The 15,630-nt window shown below is 54.5% G+C and carries 12 protein-coding genes and 1 tRNA gene; 9 read left to right on the top strand and 4 right to left on the bottom strand.

Annotated features, from left to right (window positions below; genetic code table 11):
• Window positions 1-53 precede the first annotated feature (53 nt).
• The 3 genes from rpsT to HMPREF3201_RS05170 form a co-directional block, all read right to left on the bottom strand.
• Window positions 54-320: a 30S ribosomal protein S20 gene (rpsT, locus tag HMPREF3201_RS05160; protein ID WP_044503935.1), complete on the bottom strand. Its 267-nt coding sequence runs from the start codon at window positions 318-320 to the stop codon at window positions 54-56.
• Between the two features lie 90 nt (window positions 321-410).
• Window positions 411-1,376, bottom strand: a complete 966-nt coding sequence (gene fba / locus HMPREF3201_RS05165) for a class II fructose-1,6-bisphosphate aldolase (RefSeq protein WP_062412060.1) — start codon at window positions 1,374-1,376, stop codon at window positions 411-413.
• Between the two features lie 37 nt (window positions 1,377-1,413).
• Complete coding sequence (locus tag HMPREF3201_RS05170) at window positions 1,414-2,295, bottom strand: RluA family pseudouridine synthase (protein ID WP_062412061.1); 882 nt, start codon at window positions 2,293-2,295, stop codon at window positions 1,414-1,416.
• Window positions 2,296-2,616: 321 nt separating this feature from the next.
• Here HMPREF3201_RS05170 and dnaG point away from each other — a divergent pair, with 321 nt between their 5' ends.
• The 5 genes from dnaG to HMPREF3201_RS05195 all read left to right on the top strand — a co-directional run bounded on the left by dnaG (window position 2,617) and on the right by HMPREF3201_RS05195 (window position 8,439).
• Window positions 2,617-4,410 carry a DNA primase gene (dnaG, locus tag HMPREF3201_RS05175; protein WP_062412062.1) on the top strand — a complete coding sequence of 598 codons (1,794 nt, stop codon included), beginning with the start codon at window positions 2,617-2,619 and terminating at the stop codon, window positions 4,408-4,410.
• Between the two features lie 24 nt (window positions 4,411-4,434).
• A complete protein-coding gene (rpoD, locus tag HMPREF3201_RS05180; protein WP_062412063.1) occupies window positions 4,435-5,685 on the top strand; it encodes an RNA polymerase sigma factor RpoD in 1,251 nt (416 codons plus the stop codon).
• 60 nt (window positions 5,686-5,745) lie between these two features.
• On the top strand, window positions 5,746-6,558 hold the full coding sequence (locus HMPREF3201_RS05185) for a dihydrofolate reductase family protein (RefSeq protein ID WP_062412064.1): 813 nt from the start codon (window positions 5,746-5,748) through the stop codon (window positions 6,556-6,558).
• A gap of 12 nt (window positions 6,559-6,570) precedes the next feature.
• The gene (locus HMPREF3201_RS05190) at window positions 6,571-6,945 is read left to right on the top strand and encodes a pyridoxamine 5'-phosphate oxidase family protein (protein ID WP_062412065.1); all 375 of its coding nucleotides are present in this window, start codon (window positions 6,571-6,573) and stop codon (window positions 6,943-6,945) included.
• Window positions 6,946-7,179: 234 nt separating this feature from the next.
• A complete protein-coding gene (locus HMPREF3201_RS05195) occupies window positions 7,180-8,439 on the top strand; it encodes a hypothetical protein (RefSeq protein ID WP_062412066.1) in 1,260 nt (419 codons plus the stop codon).
• Window positions 8,440-8,516: 77 nt separating this feature from the next.
• Here the strand turns inward: HMPREF3201_RS05195 and HMPREF3201_RS05200 are convergent.
• A tRNA-Ile gene (locus HMPREF3201_RS05200) sits at window positions 8,517-8,591 on the bottom strand.
• Window positions 8,592-8,868: 277 nt separating this feature from the next.
• Between HMPREF3201_RS05200 and HMPREF3201_RS05205 the strand changes: the two genes are divergently transcribed.
• The 4 genes from HMPREF3201_RS05205 (at window position 8,869) to HMPREF3201_RS11390 (ending at window position 15,531) form a co-directional block, all read left to right on the top strand.
• Window positions 8,869-10,989, top strand: coding sequence for an ASKHA domain-containing protein (locus tag HMPREF3201_RS05205; RefSeq protein ID WP_062412067.1), 2,121 nt, complete (start codon window positions 8,869-8,871; stop codon window positions 10,987-10,989).
• Between the two features lie 12 nt (window positions 10,990-11,001).
• Window positions 11,002-13,473 (top strand): homocysteine S-methyltransferase family protein, encoded by a 2,472-nt coding sequence (locus tag HMPREF3201_RS05210; RefSeq protein WP_062412068.1) that lies wholly within the window; start codon window positions 11,002-11,004, stop codon window positions 13,471-13,473.
• 17 nt (window positions 13,474-13,490) lie between these two features.
• Window positions 13,491-14,471, top strand: a complete 981-nt coding sequence (locus HMPREF3201_RS05215) for a Gfo/Idh/MocA family protein (RefSeq protein WP_062412069.1) — start codon at window positions 13,491-13,493, stop codon at window positions 14,469-14,471.
• 136 nt (window positions 14,472-14,607) lie between these two features.
• Window positions 14,608-15,531, top strand: a complete 924-nt coding sequence (locus tag HMPREF3201_RS11390; RefSeq protein ID WP_082709397.1) for a metallophosphoesterase family protein — start codon at window positions 14,608-14,610, stop codon at window positions 15,529-15,531.
• Window positions 15,532-15,630 lie beyond the last annotated feature (99 nt).

Consider the following 15,630-nt stretch of genomic DNA (forward strand, 5'->3'; position numbering starts at 1 on the left):
CTTATACGAAAAAAGCGTTGGCTCAGAGGACAACGCTTTTTCTACAGTTCAACTTATTTGCCCATCGCATTGACTTTGGAAGCCAAACGGGATTTTTTACGAGCTGCCGTATTTTTATGGAGAACGCCTTTACGTGCGGCGCTGTCGATTACGCTGCTAGCTTTATCAAATGCCTGTTTAACGGCATCAGCGTCACCGCCGAGGATAGCTTCGTTCGTACGGCGGATAGCGGTATGAACCGAAGATTTTACTCGAGAGTTAGCTGCATGACGAGCTGCGTCTTTTTCCATCGTTTTCATGTTGGATTTAATCTGCGGCAATGGATTCACCTCCCTAATTTACAAGAACACTAGAAGAAATTTTACCATATGCCACAGAAAAAATCAATACTTTTTTTGCAGGACATGCGATTAGGCTTTACCTTCCGAACCGAGAACGGCTTTGATCTTGTGAGCTACGATGTCATGGACGAACTGACGGCCGTCGGTCAGGTACTGACGCGGGTCGAAGTGATCCGGATGCTGAGCCATGTGCTGACGGATGCCGGCAGTCAGGCCGAGACGGAGGTCGGAGTCGATGTTGATCTTGCAGACCGACAGGGAAGCTGCTTTACGGAGCTGATCTTCGGGGATACCGACAGCATCAGCCAGGTCGCCGCCGTTGGCGTTGATGATCTTAACGTATTCCGGTACGACGGAAGATGCGCCGTGGAGTACGATCGGGAAGCCCGGCAGGCGTTTGGAAACGTCTTCGAGGATGTCGAAGCGGAGCGTCGGCGGTACGAGAACGCCGTCAGCGTTGCGGGTGCACTGTTCCGGAGTGAATTTGAAAGCGCCGTGGCTGGTGCCGATAGCGATAGCCAGGGAATCGACGCCCGTGCGGGATACGAATTCTTCGACTTCTTCCGGACGGGTGTAGTGAGCTTCTTCAGCCGAGACGTTGACATCGTCTTCGATGCCAGCCAGCTGGCCGAGTTCGCCTTCGACGACGACGCCCTTGGAATGAGCGTATTCAACGACTTTTTTCGTCAAAGCGATATTGTCTTCGAAAGAATGTTTGGAGCCGTCGATCATGACAGACGTGAAACCGCTGTCGATGCAGTCTTTGCAGGTTTCAAAGTCAGCACCGTGGTCGAGGTGAAGGGCGATGGGGAGATCGTAATCTTCCAGGGCTGCGGCTACGAGATGTTTCAAGTACGACGGTTTCGCATATTTGCGGGCACCGGCCGAAGCCTGAAGGATGATCGGGGATTTCAATTCAGCAGCGGCTTCTGTGACAGCCTGGACGATTTCCATGTTGTTGATGTTGAATGCACCGATAGCATAGTGGCCTTCATAGGCTTTTTTAAACATTTCTGTAGTTCCAATTAATGGCATGTTTACATTCCTCCTACAAGTTACGTATAGAATAGTGTTAATGTATATAATTCCAGCCGGCCTGACGGACGAGGGCGTCCATATCTTCAGGCAGCTGGGAATTAACGGTAATGAAGCGATGCGTCATGGGGTGGGTAAACTGCAGGCAGTAGGCGTGAAGCGCCTGGCGCTGCATGAGGCGGCGCGAACCGCCGTATAGATCATCCCCGACGAGGGGATAGCCGAGATAACTGCTGTGGACCCGGATCTGATGAGTCCGTCCGGTATGCAGTACGACTTGGAGCAGACTGTATTCGTCATTCCTGGCCAGGCAGGTAAAATCGGAATGAGCCTGCTTTCCATCGGGCCGGACGCAGCGGGTAATGATGCTGTCGGGACATCTTCCGATGGGGGCGTGTACAGTTGTGACCCGCGCAGGGTATCGTCCCTGACAAATCGCGAGATACAGCCGTTTATAGCTGAGATCTTTCTTGTCGAAAGCATACTGAATCTGCGGTTCTTTGGCGACCATGCACAGGCCCGACGTGTTTTTATCGAGGCGATGCATGGGGTGGTATGAGCAGTGCTGACCGGTCTTTTCGTAGTGGTAAGCTACGGCGTTAGCCAGCGTTCCGTCTCGGACGGCCGACGTCGGATGCATTAAGATGCCTGCCGGTTTATCGATGACCATGAGGTAGTCGTCTTCGTAGACGATGCCGATGGGGATATCCTCGGGCGCAAATTCGTTTTTGACGGGAATGACGATGGAAACGACATCTCCTTCGCGGACGAAATCGCGTGTCGAGGCAGGCTGGCCGTTGATGGTACAGCTGCCGCTGTGCTTGATGCGGCGCCGCAGTGTCGATGAGACGCCGAAGTGTTTCATCGCGCCGGCTACGGTCGTAGGCCGGTGGAGCGGACCGACTGTAAAATGAATCATTGGCATATTCCTCTATCTTGGCGTTGTCTATCCTTATTATACCCAATAGAAATAAATAAATCCACACATTTCAGGAAAAGAGGTGGGCTATATTTTAGCCCGCAGCCAAGGAAATACGCTGATTCTGAGAAAATGAAGAAAAAAGTTACCTTTATAAACAGGAAACTTGACGCTATGTGTCGAAATAGTATAACATAGAAAGGCTATGTATCCGTTTTTGGCATTTATGTGAAAAGGGCCTTTCAAAAAGAAGGAATTGGACAGGTCCATAGAGAATATATAAATACATCAGCTTAATTGAAACAAAGCAGGTGATAGTGAGTGAAACGGTTTTCCAGCGAATTTATTGAACAGGTTCGCCAGGCGAATGACATCGTCAGCGTCATTTCGGACTACGTCGCGCTGAATCGGAGGGGCCGCAATTTTTGGGCCTGCTGTCCTTTCCATAATGAAAAGACGGCGTCCTTCAGCGTCACGGCCGACAAGGGATTTTTCTACTGCTTCGGCTGTCATGCCCACGGCGATGTCTTTCAGTTTATCATGAAAAAAGAAAACCTTTCCTTTTCAGACGCCGTCGAGCGATTGGCCGAACGGGCTCATATTGCCCTGCCCGTCGTCGAACGGTCGGCTGAAGAAATGGCCCGCGATAAACTGCGGGACCGACTCTATGAAATCAATGAAATGGCAGGGAATTTTTTCCATAACTGCCTGGTACAGACCCATTATGGTGAACCGGGGCTGGCCTATTTCCACAAGCGTCACGTGTCTGACGATACGATTGACGCCTTTAAGCTGGGCTTTGCACCGGACAGCTGGGATAAGCTGACCGGCGCCTTTATGAAAAAAGGCGTCACCGGCAAAGAACTGGTTGCACTGGGCCTGGCAAAAGAAAAAAACGGCCACTTTTACGACGCCTTCCGCGGCCGGGTCATGTTTCCCATCAGAGATGGCCGCAGCCGCATCGTCGGGTTCGGTGGCCGCGTCCTCGACGACAGCAAGCCGAAATACTTAAACTCCCCGGAAACGCCGATCTTCAATAAACGGCGCCTCTTGTTTGCCATGGATATGGCCCATAAAGCCATCTTCGACGAGGGCAAGGCCGTATTGGTCGAAGGCTATATGGATGTCGTCTCGGCCCATAACCGGGGCATCCACAACGTCGTAGCGTCTCTTGGGACGTCCTTTACGGATGAACAGGCGCGGCTCCTCCAGCGTCAGGCCAAAGAACTGGTCCTAGCCTACGATATGGACGGCGCCGGCCGGCAGGCGACCCAGCGGGCCATGACCATCGTAAGGGGTCTTGGCATGCGCATCCGCATCCTGTCCCTGCCGCAAGGCAAGGACCCTGATGAATACATCAATGCTGCCGGTCCGGAAAAATTCCGGGACGCCGTAAACGACGCGCCCAACGTCCTCGACTACATGCTAAACCGGGCCCTTTCCCTCTACGATGCCACGACCCTTGAAGGGAAATCGTCCATTACGGCCATGGTTCTCCCCGTCGTCGCAGCCGTCGACAACCGGGTCCTCTTAGAGGCCTTTTTGAAAAAACTGGCCGGCCAGCTGCAAATCGGGGAAGACGCCGTTCGCAGTGAATTTAATAAATACGTCGCAGCCCATCCGGAGGCAGGACAACAGCAGGTCGTCATATCCCCGTCCGTATCGCAGCACAATGCCGCCGCCCGCGGCACGGGAACCATGGCGGTCGCCGAAGAAAACATCCTGCGCTTTCTCCTGGAAAAGCCAGCTTCTTGTGAGCGCATCAGCGCCAAGGTAGATGCCTCGGTCTTTGCCGATGAACGGCGCCGCCGTATTTATCAAATTATATTAGATACATATGCACACCAAGGGATGTACACACTACATGACATCCAGCAAAAATTAACTCCTGAGGAGGCCGAAGAAGTTGCAAGAATTATGGTTCTGCAAGACGTCCCGTTGGACGAAAACGTGTTGATGGATTACGTCAAACGGTTTCGCCTGGCGGACCTGCAAAAACAGTACCTTGAACACAGTCGCCTGGCTGCCGGCTACAGCCGCACGGGCGATGCCAGATTGGCAGCTGAGCTTGCCGTCTGCAAACAAATTAACGATGAAATGAAGCAATGGTCTTAAGGAGCAGAAAGGAGCCTGTACACCATGGTGAATAAAAAGACAGACGATATGAACGAAACGAATAAAACGACAAAGAAAACCGTACGCCGCAAGACGACGAAGAAAAAAGAGGCGGCAGCAAAGCCGGCCCTCTCGGAAAAAGAACGCCAGGCCCTGGCCCTGCAGCACATACAGCAACTCCTGCAAACGGGGCAGAAGAAAGGCAGCTTGACTTATACGGAAATCATGAACCTCATGGAAGAAGACGACCTGACGCCGGACCAGATCGACAAGATGTATGAACTCTTTGCCGATAAGGGTATTGACATCATCGGTGAAGAAGATTCCATGCGCGATCGTGATGAAATAGATGACGAAGATACGGAAAAAGTACCGGATATGCACAATGTCGACCTCAGCGTGCCCGAAGGCATCAACATCGACGACCCGGTCCGTATGTACTTAAAAGAAATCGGCCGCGTGCCCCTCTTGTCGGCGACGGAAGAAATCACCCTGGCCAAGGCCATTGAACAGGGGAACGCTCCCGACGCGACGGAAGAAGACATCAAAGCCGGCACGATCGCCAAGAAGAAACTGACCGACGCCAACCTGCGCCTCGTCGTCAGCATTGCCAAGCGCTACGTCGGCCGGGGCATGCTCTTCTTGGACCTCATTCAAGAAGGCAATCTGGGCCTCTTGAAAGCCGTCGATAAATTCGACTACAGCAAGGGCTATAAATTCAGTACCTATGCTACCTGGTGGATCCGCCAGGCCATTACCCGCGCCATTGCCGACCAGGCCCGGACGATCCGAATCCCGGTCCACATGGTCGAAACGATCAATAAACTGATCCGCATTTCCCGTCAGCTCCTCCAGGACAAGGGCCGTGAACCCCTTCCGGAAGAAATCGCCGAAAAGATGGATATCCCCGTCGAACGCGTTCGGGAAATCATGAAGATCGCCCAGGAACCGGTGTCCTTGGAAACGCCGATTGGCGAAGAAGAAGATTCTCACTTAGGCGATTTCATCGAAGACTCGGAAGCCGTTGCACCTGACGACGCTGCGTCCTTCATCCTCTTGAAAGAACAGATCGAAGACGTCTTCTCGTGCCTTACGGACCGCGAACGAAAGGTCCTCTACCTGCGCTTTGGCCTGAAAGACGGCCGGCCGCGGACCTTGGAAGAAGTAGGCCAGCACTTTAACGTCACTCGTGAACGTATCCGCCAGATCGAAGGCAAGGCCTTAAGCAAGCTCCGCAACTGGGGCAAGCGGGAAAAAATCAAGGATTTCCTCTAAGCCGTTTATTTCTATATTATAGATTTATATACGTTGTCGTTTCTCTTAGGAGGTAGTTTTATGGATAAAGCCAATCGGCCCCACATCTTCTGCCATATGGAGACGTCTCTCGACGGCAAGATCATGGGTAAGTACCTTTGGATTGAAGAAACCAACGCCGAAGAAGATTCCTTCTATACCTTATTTGCCGGCCCTAAAGCGTATTTTAAGCCTCAGGCTCTCTTAAACGGCCGGACGACAATTGAAGACAATTTTACTTTTTATAAAACGCCGGCTGTCGATGAAAACGCCGCTCCCGTGCCGGGTGGAGACTTTTTAGCCGACGACGGCAAGACGGGATTCTACCTCGTCGTCACCGATTCCAAAGGGCGCGTGGCCTGGGAAACGGGGCAGCTTACTGATTTCTACGGTCATGAAAAAGCTCAGGTCGTCGAAGTCCTGTCGGAACAGGCGTCCAATGCCTACAAAGCCTACCTGCGCGACAAGGGCGTCAGCTACTTGATCTGCGGGAAGGACCAGATTGATCTCTCTCTTACGTGCCGTAAACTGAAAGAGGTCCTGCACCTCGATTCGGTCATGCTGGCCGGCGGGGGAGCGATCAACTGGAGCTTCCTTCAGGAAGGCTTATGCGACGAAGTCAGTGTCGTCATCGCCCCGGCAGCCGACGGCAGTGCCGACACGCAGACCTTATTCATGGCCCGTCCCGGTTTTTCCGACGACCAGCCCATCGTCTTTTCCGTGAAAGACTGTAAGGTCATGGCCGACGGCAAGGTCTGGCTGCGCTATGACGTACAGGGCAAGAGTCAACACGATTTTGCCGCTGACAGTGAATATCAGGCCGTTCAGGATATGTTGGCAAAAGTCAATCAGTAAAGGAGGCTACTCATGTTAACCGATATTTTCTTCGATTGCATCAAGCATGACGGCATCGTGTCCGTCGCCTCGGCCGGAAAAGACGGTCGAGCTCACATCGCCAATACGTGGAACAAGTACCTCATCGTCACCGACGATGAAAAGATCCTCATCCCTTGCTTCGGCTTCATCAAGACCGAAAAGAACGTCGATGACAATCCCTATATCGAAGTCGTCATCGGAAGCCATGAAGTACAGGGCAAGATGGGCATGGGCACGGGCTGCCTGTTAACCGGGAAAGCCGAATTCTTCAAAGAAGGAAAGCTCTTTGATGACATGAAGGCCAAATGCTCCTTTGCCAACCGGGTCCTGGTCTTTACGCCGGAAACGTGCAAACAGACAATTTAACCTAACAAACGAACTCCTCCGATACGAGGCTGCCGTGACGGTCGCCTGGCGGAGGAGTTTTTTTGTCTTGGGCCCTGATGGGGAGGGGCGCCCTCTTTATGATATAATTAATGATATAGATTATGAGAACACGAAGGTTGTAAAAAAATCTTAGCGTTAGAGGCATTTTTTGCCATGTACGGTACATCGGGATAGACGTTTTTTTACCGTTGAACGCGTTAAGGAGGATGAAGTATGACAGACGAGACGGTCAAGGCCTATACACTGCGTGCGAAAGATACGGCACTGATCGAATTTTCCCTCTATCGGCGGCAAGGGGGTGGCGACGGGAGTTTACCCGGTACCGATGAACTTGTCATCGACAAGGTACATGTAGATCAGCAGGCCTTATTTCCGGCGGCCTTAAAAACGGGAGTCCCCCTTACGGGAAAGAAGCTGGCCGATTGGATACGGAGCCGAAAACTTCCGCGGCACCGCCATTTTGCTGAGGCCATGGAGGCAGCCATTCACGACGACGGACAGCTCATGACCTACGTCGATGTGACGAAGGCCCTGTCCCTGAACGATGCTTATTGGATCACGGCTACGGATATTTCGCCTTCCTGGGCCGACTGCAATCTCTACGATCATCCCTTTGAGGAAGGGATGGCAGCCGTCGCCTTTACCGGAGAGGGCGGGCCTTTTCAGGGACCTCTGGCGACGCCGGAGCTTACGACCTGCGGGGCTTTGAAAAAATGCTGGATTCGGCGGGATGGGCGCCTCTATTTACAAAAAGGCGACGGCTTTATGCCGCGCTCTGACGGCCGGACCCAGGCGACCTTAGAATGGTATGCCGCCCAGGTGGCTGAGGTCATGGAACTACCCCACATTCCCTATGAACTGGAGTGGTACACCCAGGCCGACGGGACGAAGGAAACGGTGTGCCTGTGCGAGCTCTTTACCTGTGCCGACGTGGGCTATGTCGATGCCCATACGTATTTTTCTCAACAGGGCCTCGATTGGGCTTCCTTAGATGATGAAACCTTAGCCGCTCATGAGCGTATGGCCCAGCTCTATGGCAGAGAAGCTTACGCCGATCTCATGGTCTTTGACGCCCTTATCTGCAACAAGGACCGCCACTACGGGAATTACGGCTATCTCATCGATAATGATACGGGAGCATGGATCGGGCCGGCGCCGATTTTTGACAACGGACGCTCTCTTCTTTATGATGCCAGTACCTATGATTTGGACCACCTCGAAGACTATATGGCAGGTCCCGGCGGGAGAGGGACGTCGATGCCCTTCGATGCCCTGGCTCAATTCTTTGTGGAACCGCGCCATTTAGAGGGCCTCCAAAAATTGACGACCTTTTCCTTTGAAAATCATCCCACTTGTCCCTTGCCGGAGGTGACCCTGGCACGCCTGACAAACTTCGTTCGCCAGCGGGCAGCGCATATTATTGATTTATATGAAGCACGGGAGATGCATCATCACTTGACGGTGACGGACTAGGACTTTGGTGATACAGAAACAAAAAAATACGACGACAAGGTATGCTTAGACACCTGTCGTCGTATTTTCATATGATCTGGTGGGCCCACTTGGGATCGAACCAAGGACCAACCGGTTATGAGCCGGTGGCTCTACCGCTGAGCTATAGGCCCATGTAATCAGCGCGTAAAGTCTTACCAAGTTATTATACGCCAATCAGAAAGGGCCGTCAAGAAGGGATATGGCATGGTCGTCAGCCAGGAGACGGCCTGTATATCGGCCCGGGCGTTGGGCTTACGGCAGGAGGTACATCATCGCCTGGAACCGTGGAAGTGGGACAATTTTTAGCCTGTCAGCGGTAAAATCCGATAAATTTGCCATTATCGGTGGCAGTATCCTTATTTTTTCGTTATAATAGAGCATAAATAATTATGTAAAGGGGGAGGGCTCATGGCCGATATTCGTATTTTAAGGGGACCTAGGATCGTCCCCGACGTAGATCAGGCATTGCAATTTGCCGGCTATAAAGAGGGCGGTCTCGGAAGGGACAAGAGCCTCATTCGCTGTCAGGAACTGGTGACGATTCTGCGCCCACTGATGCAGGCCAAGGCCGCACTGGCCTTTACCGACGATACGCTCTATGCCGTCCTGACCTTAGGGGCTGCCGTCAGCCGTAAACTCGATGAGTACGAAAAAGACGGCGACGTCATGGATTCCTTGTTGTTCAATGCCTTGGCCGATACCTGCCTCATGGCCCTTGAAGAAGAGGTCCTGCAGCAGCTTCAGCTCATTTGTAAGCAAAAAGGCTGTGGCATTACCGGCCGTCACGAACCGGGCAGCGACATCCCCTTGTCATCCCAGGCCGATGCCGTAGCGGAAACGAAGGCCGGTCAGTCCCTGGGCGTGAGCGTCAATAAAGATTTGGTCCTGTCACCGGCCAAATCGATGACCCTGGTCTTTGATATCGGCTCCGATCCCAAGGTCTTTCACGCCGCCCATGACTGTGCGTCCTGCCCCAAGACCGATTGCGACCGCCGGAAGGACAGTGGCGAGGCCGTCGTGACCGTTCCGGCCGGGGTTAAGGTCGATGAGGCTATTCAGGCCCAGGGGACGGATCTTTCCATGCCCTGCGGCGGCAAGGGACGCTGCGGGAAGTGCCGCGTCCGCGTCGTGGCGGGAAAACTTGCCGTGACACCGGCCGACCGAAACGTTTTTTCCGACAGTCAATTGCGCGAAGGCTGGCGACTGGCCTGTCAGGCTGAAACGACGGAAGAAACGAAGATCGCCGTGCCCCTTCGCGAACAGCAGGGCTTTTCAGCCCTGGCCCTTCAAGAAGATGCGGAACAAGATTCGGCTTTGTTGGCCAACCATGGCTGCGGCATCGCCATCGACATCGGAACGACGACCATCGCCGCAGCCCTCGTCGACCGGACCGACGGCCGTATCGTGGCCACGGCGACGACGGCAAGCCGGCAGCGCTCCTTTGGTGCCGACGTCATCAGCCGTATCGATGCCGCCAATAAGGGCAAGGGAAAGGCTTTGCAGAAGGCCGTTCGCAAGGACATCCTGGGACTGATGGAAACCCTCTTTGACGATCACCCCGAGGGACGAACCTCGTGCCGGGCTGTAGCCATTGCCGCCAATACGACCATGCTTCACCTGCTCATGGGCTGGTCTTGTAAGGGACTGGGCAACTGGCCCTTTACGCCGGTATCCTTAGGCGGCGAGACCTACGCTTTTAAAGACGTCTTTGGGAGCGACTTTCTGTCGGACTGCCCGGTGACCCTCATTCCCGGCATGAGTACCTACGTCGGCGGCGACATTACGGCCGGCATTGCCGCTTCGGGCCTCATGGACTCCGACGAGGTTACCTTGTTCATCGACTTAGGGACCAACGGGGAATTGGTCCTCGGCAATCGGGATCAGCGCTTCATCGCCTCGGCGCCGGCCGGACCGGCTCTCGAAGGGGGCAAGCTGACCTGGGGGACGGCCAGCATTTCCGGGGCCATCTGCGGCGTCCGCATCGAAGGCAGCAAGGCCATTGTCCGCACTATTGACGGCGCCGTTCCCGTCGGCATCTGCGGGACCGGCATCATCGAAGCCATGGCCGGCCTGGTCTCAGCGGGACTGGTCGATGAGACGGGAAAATTAGAGGAACCGTACTTCAGCATGGGCTTTACCCTGGGGTCGACCCTCGATTATGAACGGATCGTCCTCAGTCAGAAGGATATCCGTGAAATCCAGATGGCCAAGAGCGCCATTCGGGCCGGGATTGAAACCCTCATCGAAGGGAGCGGCATGGACCGCCGGCGCATCGATCGGGTCTGTCTCGCCGGAGGTTTTGGCTATCGCCTCGATCCGGAGAAAGCCGCCGTCATCGGCCTCTTGCCGCCCGATTTAGCCGATAAGGCGACGGCTGTCGGCAATACGGCCCTCCAAGGGGCAGCAGCTCTGGTGGCGGGAACGCTTTCCATTCAGGATCTGCAGGACGCGGCTTCCGGAGCCGAAGAAAGGGTCCTTGGCAACGAAGAAGCATTTCAGCGCTTATACATTTCATATATGAATTTTTAGGGGGAAGGTAGATTGACCAACGAAGCATTTCAGCGGCTCTTAGACAGGGGTGTCGTCGTCCTCGACGGCGCTACGGGAACCAATTTACAGCAGGCCGGCATGCCTATCGGCGTCTGCCCGGAACAATGGATTTTGGAAAATCGCCAGGTCATGATCGATTTGCAGCGAAAATTCATTGAAGCCGGGACCGATATCGTCTATGCGCCGACCTTTACGGGCAACCGCCTGAAACTGGCGGAATACGGATTAGATCAGGACTTGAAAGCCATCAATGAGGGGTTGGTGGCCATTTCTAAAGAAGCCGCAGGGGACAAGGCTTTGGTGGCCGGCGATATGACCATGACCGGCCGCCAGCTCTATCCCATGGGGGATTTGACCTTTGAAGAACTGGTGACGGTCTATAAAGAACAGGCCAAGGTCCTTTATGAAGCCGGCGTCGACCTCTTTGTCGTCGAAACGATGATGAGCCTTCAGGAAACGAGGGCCTGCGTTTTGGCCATCAAAGAAGTCTGCGACCTGCCCATCATGGCCACTCTGACCTTTGAAAAAGACGGCCGCACCTTGTATGGCACGCCGCCGGAAGCGGCCGTCGTCGTCCTCGAACACTTAGGCGTTGCCGCCGTCGGCCTCAACTGCTCGACGGGACCGGCCGACATGGTCGATACGGTACGGACGATGTACGATTATGCCAATATTCCCATCATCGCCAAACCGAATGCCGGCCTTCCCGAACTGGAAGGCGACAAGACGGTCTATAAGACGACGCCGGAAGAATTTGCCCAAGACGGCTGCCTCCTCATCGAAGCTGGGGCCCATATCGTCGGCGGCTGCTGCGGGACGACGCCGGCTCATATGAAGGCCCTGGCTGACGCCGTAAAGGGTCTGACGCCAAAAGTACCGAAGGCCGGTCACCACCGCGTCCTGGCATCGGAACGGCAGGTCCTGGACATCCATCTCGACGGTGATTTTCAGGTCATTGGCGAACGCATCAATCCGACGGGCAAGAAGAAACTCCAGGCCGAACTGCGGGCGGGAAAACTCGATTTAGTCCGCTCCATGGCCCGCGAGCAGGAACGGTACGGGGCCTCGATCCTCGACGTCAACATGGGGACCAACGGAATCGATGAAAAAGAGATGATGCTCAAAGCCATTTATGAAGTGACCGGCGTATCGGGACTGCCCCTTAGCATCGATACCAGCTCGCCGGAAATCATGGAAGCCGCCCTGCGCATCTATCCCGGTCGGGCCCTGGTCAATTCCATTTCCTGTGAAACGGAAAAATACGAAACCCTCCTGCCTGTCGTCAAGAAGTACGGTGCCATGTTCATCGCCCTGCCCGTATCGGATGAGGGCATTCCCAAGACCTTAGCGGAAAAACACGCCGTCCTCGATGAACTCTTGAACCACGCTTATGACGCCGGCTTTAAGCCCGAAGACATCGTCGTCGATGCCCTGGTAGCGACGGTCGGTGCGGCGCCGACGGCAGCTCTTGACTGCATGGCGACGTTTTCCCACTGCAAGAACGATTTGGGTCTAGCCACGGTCTGCGGATTGTCCAACATTTCCTTCGGCCTGCCGGACCGGATGTACGTCAATGCCGCCTTCTTATCCATGGCCATTGCCAGCGGCCTTACCATGGCCATTGCCAATCCGTCCCAGGACCTTCTGATGAATACGGCGGCGGCTGCCAATATGCTCATGAACCGCGAAGGCAGTGACCTCGGCTACATCCGCCGCATGCAGTATTTCGATAAGAAAGAGGCTGAAGCCAAACGGAAGCAGGAAGCAGAACTCCTGGCCCGTCACGGCGAGTCGGCCACCGCCGCTTCGCCGGGGGAGTCTGAGGGCACGGATGAAAAACCGGTCAGTCCCGTCTATCAGGCCGTCCTGGACGGTGAAAAAGAGGCCATCGTCGCCTTAGCCCAGGCCGAAATGGCAAAAGGCACGGCTCCAGGCGCCATCATCGATGAACAGCTGATTCCGGCCATTACCGAAGTCGGCAATTTATATGACAAGCAGATCTATTTCCTGCCCCAGCTCATTGCTAGTGCCAATACGATGGAAACGGCCATTGCCTACTTAGAGCCACTCATCAAAAAGGCGCCGGGCCAGGCGGAAATGGCGACGGTCATCATCGCCACCGTCGAAGGCGACGTCCATGATATCGGCAAGAACCTCGTCGGTCTCATGCTGCGCAACTACGGGTATAAGGTCATCGACCTGGGCAAAGACGTGCCGGCCGGCAAGATCATCGAAACGGCCCTTTGCCAAAAGGCGTCCGTCGTCGGCCTGTCGGCTTTGATGACGACGACCATGATGCATATGAAAGACGTCATTGCCGAAGCCGCCGATCGGCATTACGACGGAAAGATCATCATCGGCGGCGCCGCCGTGACACCGAGCTTTTCCGATGAAATCGGCGCCGACGGCTATTCAAAAGACGCGGCAGACTGTGTCAAACTCGTCAGCCGCCTGTTATCGTAAAAGGGGGAATTTCTATCATGACATCTTATCGTTGGGCCACCTTAGGCTGCGGTGTAATTGGGAATGAATTGGCTCAGGCTATGCAGCAATTAGGCGGCAACCTGTATGGCGTCGGCAACCGGACCCATGCCAAAGCCGTTTCCTTTGCCGAAAAATACGGCATCTCCAAAGTCTATGACAAGCCGGAAGACATCTTTTCCGATCCCGACGTCGATATCGTCTACTTATCGACGCCGCACAACACGCACATCCAGTACCTGATCCCGGCCCTGGAAGCGGGAAAGCACGTCCTCTGCGAAAAATCGATTACCCTCAACAGTGACGAACTGGCCCGGGCCCGCAAAGTCGCCGAAGAAAAAGGCGTCGTCCTGGCCGAAGCCATGACCTTGTATCACATGCCGGTCTATAAGAAATTGGCCGACCTCGTCAACTCCGGTGCCTTAGGGAAACTGCGCTTCGTCCAGATGAACTTCGGCAGCTATAAAGAATATGACATGAAGAACCGTTTCTTCAACCGTTCTCTGGCCGGCGGGGCCCTCCTCGATATCGGCGTCTACGCCTTGTCCTTCGTCCGCTACTTCATGACGGCCCAGCCCGATCAGATCGCATCCCAGGTCCTGCAGGCTCCGACCGGCGTCGATGAACAGGCCGGCATCCTCCTCCAGAACAAAGAAGGGGAAATGGCCACCTTAGCTCTGTCCCTCCACGCCAAACAGCCGAAACGGGGCATGGCTGCCTTCGATAAAGGCTATATCGAAATCTACGACTATCCCCGGGCTGACACGGCGACCATCACCTATACCGAAGACGGCCGCAAAGAAGTCATCCAGGAAGGCAGCACGGCGAAAGCCCTGCAGTACGAAATCCTCGATATGGAACAAGCCGTCGCTAACGGCGGCAAGGGCATGTGCCAGGAATACACCAAGGACGTCATGGACCTCATGACCACCATCCGCAAGCAGTGGGGCCTGACCTATCCGGAAGAAGAACAGGCATAAATCACGCTGAAAGGGCCTCATAAAGGCTTCCTTTTACAGACATTTCAATCAGTCTTTGCAAAAGATATACAGGCTCTCGCTATACTGAAGATGTACAGCGAGAGCCTGTTTCTATTGGGGATGAGGAGGAGATGCCATGTTTTCGTCACTGTTTTCCAGGAATCAAGAGGGACTTGAAAGAAAAAATTATTCGCGCCTGTCGATCATTAGCGATTTCCATTATCCGTGCAAAAAATTGGTCACGCCGAAAGAACGCCTGCGCTATATGGCTGCCAAAGAAGGGGCCCTGCAGGATATGAACGACTGGCGCGACCTCGATCTGGCCGTCTTTACGGGCGATATGGTCCAGCGCAACGGCGACGCCGAAGAATACCGCCTGGTGCGGCTCGTCGTCAACGGTCTCAAAAAGCGCAAGGCCTTCATTGCCGGCAATCATGAACTGCTCTATACGGGCCACGGCGAAGACCTGCGGCCCTGCAGCAGTACCGAACGAATCCTGCATTTTGCCCGCTATACCAAGACCTTCGGGCCGCTGTATTACGCCAAAGAACAGCGGGGGTATCTCCTGGTCTTCCTGTCGCCGGACACGGTTACCGGCGGCGCTGCCGTCGAATTATCCCATCAGCAGCTGACCTGGCTCGACCAGACCCTGGCCGCCCACCGTCAGATGCCGACGATCATCTTCTGTCACGCTCCCTTAGAAAATACAGCCGTTCCCGAAAAGAATGGCGTCAGCCTGCCGACACCGCGCAATTCCGCCCAACCGGCAGCCGACATCCGCCGCATTTTGGCCCGCCACCACCAGGTCCGCCTGTGGGTATCGGGACACACCCATACCATGCCCGGCGATGCGACCTTCATGGACGATCAGAACTACTATGAAGGCCGGGTCCTCAACGTCTATAACAGCGACTGGGACGAAGACACCATTTATTCCAACTCGATCTATCTTTATTCCGACAAGATCATCATTCGGACTTATAACCATACCAAGGGCATCTGGCTGCCGGTCTTCGACCGGGTCGTCACCCTGCCGGAATGGTGCCGCGCCGTCGCCTAATCGCTGCTTGATCGAAATCTATCTTTGACACGCCTCGAGATCGGCATATAAAAAAGGCCGGGAAGAAATGAATGTCATTTCTTCTCGGTCTTTTTGGCG

It is taken from the genome of Megasphaera sp. MJR8396C, from assembly GCF_001546855.1.
GTDB lineage: Bacteria > Bacillota > Negativicutes > Veillonellales > Megasphaeraceae > Megasphaera.

Excerpts from the sequence above, each read along its gene's own strand:
- HMPREF3201_RS05185 (WP_062412064.1), top strand. The coding sequence starts at position 5,746 with ATGGATAAAGCCAATCGGCCCCACATCTTCTGCCATATGGAGACGTCT.
- HMPREF3201_RS05205 (WP_062412067.1), top strand. The coding sequence starts at position 8,869 with ATGGCCGATATTCGTATTTTAAGGGGACCTAGGATCGTCCCCGACGTA.
- HMPREF3201_RS05170 (WP_062412061.1), bottom strand. The coding sequence starts at position 2,295 with ATGATTCATTTTACAGTCGGTCCGCTCCACCGGCCTACGACCGTAGCC.
- HMPREF3201_RS11390 (WP_082709397.1), top strand. The coding sequence starts at position 14,608 with ATGTTTTCGTCACTGTTTTCCAGGAATCAAGAGGGACTTGAAAGAAAA.
- HMPREF3201_RS05190 (WP_062412065.1), top strand. The coding sequence starts at position 6,571 with ATGTTAACCGATATTTTCTTCGATTGCATCAAGCATGACGGCATCGTG.
- fba (WP_062412060.1), bottom strand. The coding sequence starts at position 1,376 with ATGCCATTAATTGGAACTACAGAAATGTTTAAAAAAGCCTATGAAGGC.
- rpoD (WP_062412063.1), top strand. The coding sequence starts at position 4,435 with ATGGTGAATAAAAAGACAGACGATATGAACGAAACGAATAAAACGACA.
- HMPREF3201_RS05215 (WP_062412069.1), top strand. The coding sequence starts at position 13,491 with ATGACATCTTATCGTTGGGCCACCTTAGGCTGCGGTGTAATTGGGAAT.
- HMPREF3201_RS05195 (WP_062412066.1), top strand. The coding sequence starts at position 7,180 with ATGACAGACGAGACGGTCAAGGCCTATACACTGCGTGCGAAAGATACG.